We start from the raw sequence: 2,744 nt of genomic DNA on the forward strand, positions 1-2,744 counted from the left end.
GTTTTACACCGATGCAGCATATTCAACGTGTTAACTGATTCTACTTATTACCTCCGTTAAAAATGGGGGGATTACCGCTGTATTTGGTATCTAACTAATTTAATTAATTTTTAGGATTTTGTATTTGCAAGTATGTCTCTCTTAATGTCTCAAGAAGTTGGACTGAAGATTCGTTACCTTCTGATTCAAAGTGAGATTTGGCTTTCTTAAATATTTTCCCAGAGGAGATGACACCCATTTCTTGTAGGATTAAAGCCATCATATCGAGAGTGAATTGTTCATTTGCAGTACGAGAAGATTGCATGTTTGTAATCCAAAATTCATTTAGATTCAACATAATAGTGTTGTTGTGCTAATTGTTTTAGGCCAATGATGCCTAACCTAAGAACAGAGAAAACAAAAAAGTCCCACCACCAAGCGGGATAGGTAGAAACACTAGGATTACCTCATTATGGTGAAAAGCTAGTTTATTTTGTATCACTCGGTAGTCATACAAAATTGTGACCTGAAGGAATCCCTGTCATTAAAGATATCCTCGACTACCTTGCTAAGAAGAGAGCTAACGACGGTTATCCTGCACACTAAACCAAACCGAGAGCCATTTTTATAACAGCTTTCGGTATTGACTACTACTTACGGAAGGTGAGGCGCGTACTTCTTGATTCTTTGAAGTAAGAAACACCCATCCAAACCGCTACTACACCTAGTGCTAAAGCTATACTTAAAAGTAAAAAATTGCTCATTCAAATCGACCTTATTTTTCTCGATGGCGGATTATATTAGAGAGCCAAATAATTTCAATTTGTAAATGATGAGAAGGATACTGAAAGCACAAATATACCATAGAGGCATTCTATAGGCTGCTGAATGAACGGGTTCACGTTATCGAGGAGTGCAGAATAGCTGACAATTAAGCTGGGGCAGTACTCAGTAATATCAATTTAAGCGGAGATATCTGTAATTAAACTGGTTCCATAATGTGATAGGTTGTTTCCCATTGCAATGAATGAAAAAAATAGTGGCTTTAGCGCTTGGCGCGCTATTGAGAAAGAGAAGTGTGCCGTTGGGCTGAGTGATGTCGTGGTGTACCAGTTGAAACACGCTTTCATATTCGGAACCTATGGTTACCGCGTAAAGGGTACGGAAATCATTGATAAATTTCAGATTGGTTGTGAAAACCGATAAGATTAAAAAAGCTACTTAAGTTAAATGATCCTGTAAAAGTGGACACATTTCGTTAAACGGCTTGTAAGGCCTAATTTCGGTATTCCACTGCAGTAAGGCCTGTTAATTTGACCTTAATCCGTTTGGTATTGTCAGTCTTGGTCACTGTGCCATAGAAGCAAGGCAAGGCATTTTATTGGACAATTCATTACAACTTGATCAGGCAAAAGATCGGCTTAGTCAAACACTACGCACAGTGAACATCGTTCATGCTCAGTCGAATGGAACTTTTTTACAAGTACGGACCTGTTAACTCATTCTGAATACAAATAATAGTAGAAATAACACTCCATTATTTTTATATACAGAGCGTTTCGGTGTTATGGCGGTGGTAATCATTATCTCGACTTAGCGGGAAATGAATTACGAGAGAATTAAATTTAAGAGTATGAAGTAATTGAAAAATTTAATAATGATATCTATTTTCAAAAACAACCCGCTCAACAACCATCAGGGTTGAAAAACTCAGCACTTTAATAATCAAACTATTTCATCATCCCGCCACAGAACTAAGTCGATACTCACAATTGGGTATAATAATGATAAAAATGTCTTTAAAGAATATTGATCCAGTAATGGTGGGCTTACTTAGGGAGGCTCGTCTCAACGCCAATACTGATAAGTAAGATGTCTTCTACGTACCGTGTAGCAAGTAAGAGGTGGGTTTAAGACTGCTAAAAAGTCCTAATAAACTAGCCGTTATCATTTTTAAATGTCATTAAGCTGAAAGCAGTGACTGCCTCTATTATCTGGAGTTTGTGAACGAGTACCTTAGTTTGATAAAAAATTTTTCTAGAAGTCCTAAACCTTATTAAAGATGGTGTGTTTATTCGAAATTATCTCTTAGAAACTCCCCCGAATAGGGTTACAAATGCTATTTAGTATCGTAAATGTTAAATCTTTCTCGTGTAATGTTAATAATGTGTTTTTCAAAATAAAGAGGTACTTAAAAAGTTAATTTAAAAAATAAATAGTTAAATGATGTTCGAATTATATCGTTTAGTTTTTGTTTAGCTTCATTTGATAGCTTATCACTAGTATTAATCGGTGAGGTGAGCGCAATGATATTATTAAGCAGTGTGAAAGGCGAAACATTGAGCATATCTATTAACGATATTAGTTATGCAAAGAGTCATGGTAAAAAGTGCATGATCTGCACTAAAAATAGTACTGATAAAATTATTGTCGTTGAAAGTTTGGAGGAAGTAATCGAAAAAATATCCCGTGCAAAGGTTCTCTCTTCTCGATCTGGCTAGAGTCTAATGGCCACTTATGATGATGGGTAAGAGCACGCACGGTCTATAGGTATTGAGTAAGATCGTTTTAGCTGGTTTCCACTGATCGGATTGACCTCTGTTGGCTTGGGTATGACCAACGCTAATAACTTGTTACGTAAACCTCTCGACAATAAAAAATAGCTATCGTTATATCGATACACCAAGTAGGTGATGTATCCAATTAGTTGAATTGATGTATAATCATCGCTTTGAGGTTTTCTCATGGCCAGCGTTACTGTTCAT

Annotated in this window: 3 protein-coding genes; 1 reads left to right on the forward strand and 2 read right to left on the reverse strand. The window is 36.4% G+C overall.

Going from position 1 to position 2,744, the window contains the following annotated elements; translation table 11 throughout:
- Positions 1-103 precede the first annotated feature (103 nt).
- The gene (locus tag HH682_RS15310; RefSeq protein ID WP_214238347.1) at positions 104-304 is read right to left on the reverse strand and encodes a hypothetical protein; all 201 of its coding nucleotides are present in this window, start codon (positions 302-304) and stop codon (positions 104-106) included.
- Positions 305-629: 325 nt separating this feature from the next.
- On the reverse strand, positions 630-743 hold the full coding sequence (locus HH682_RS15315) for a small membrane protein (RefSeq protein WP_214238348.1): 114 nt from the start codon (positions 741-743) through the stop codon (positions 630-632).
- A gap of 259 nt (positions 744-1,002) precedes the next feature.
- Here HH682_RS15315 and HH682_RS15320 point away from each other — a divergent pair, with 259 nt between their 5' ends.
- Positions 1,003-1,185, forward strand: coding sequence for a hypothetical protein (locus tag HH682_RS15320; protein ID WP_214238349.1), 183 nt, complete (start codon positions 1,003-1,005; stop codon positions 1,183-1,185).
- Positions 1,186-2,744 lie beyond the last annotated feature (1,559 nt).

Source organism: Rosenbergiella gaditana, assembly GCF_018494065.1.
Classification (GTDB): domain Bacteria; phylum Pseudomonadota; class Gammaproteobacteria; order Enterobacterales; family Enterobacteriaceae; genus Rosenbergiella; species Rosenbergiella gaditana.

Bases quoted from the DNA above. Each gene is read 5' to 3' on its own strand.
- HH682_RS15315 (WP_214238348.1), bottom strand. From the start codon at position 743: ATGAGCAATTTTTTACTTTTAAGTATAGCTTTAGCACTAGGTGTAGTA.
- HH682_RS15310 (WP_214238347.1), bottom strand. From the start codon at position 304: ATGCAATCTTCTCGTACTGCAAATGAACAATTCACTCTCGATATGATG.
- HH682_RS15320 (WP_214238349.1), top strand. From the start codon at position 1,003: ATGAATGAAAAAAATAGTGGCTTTAGCGCTTGGCGCGCTATTGAGAAA.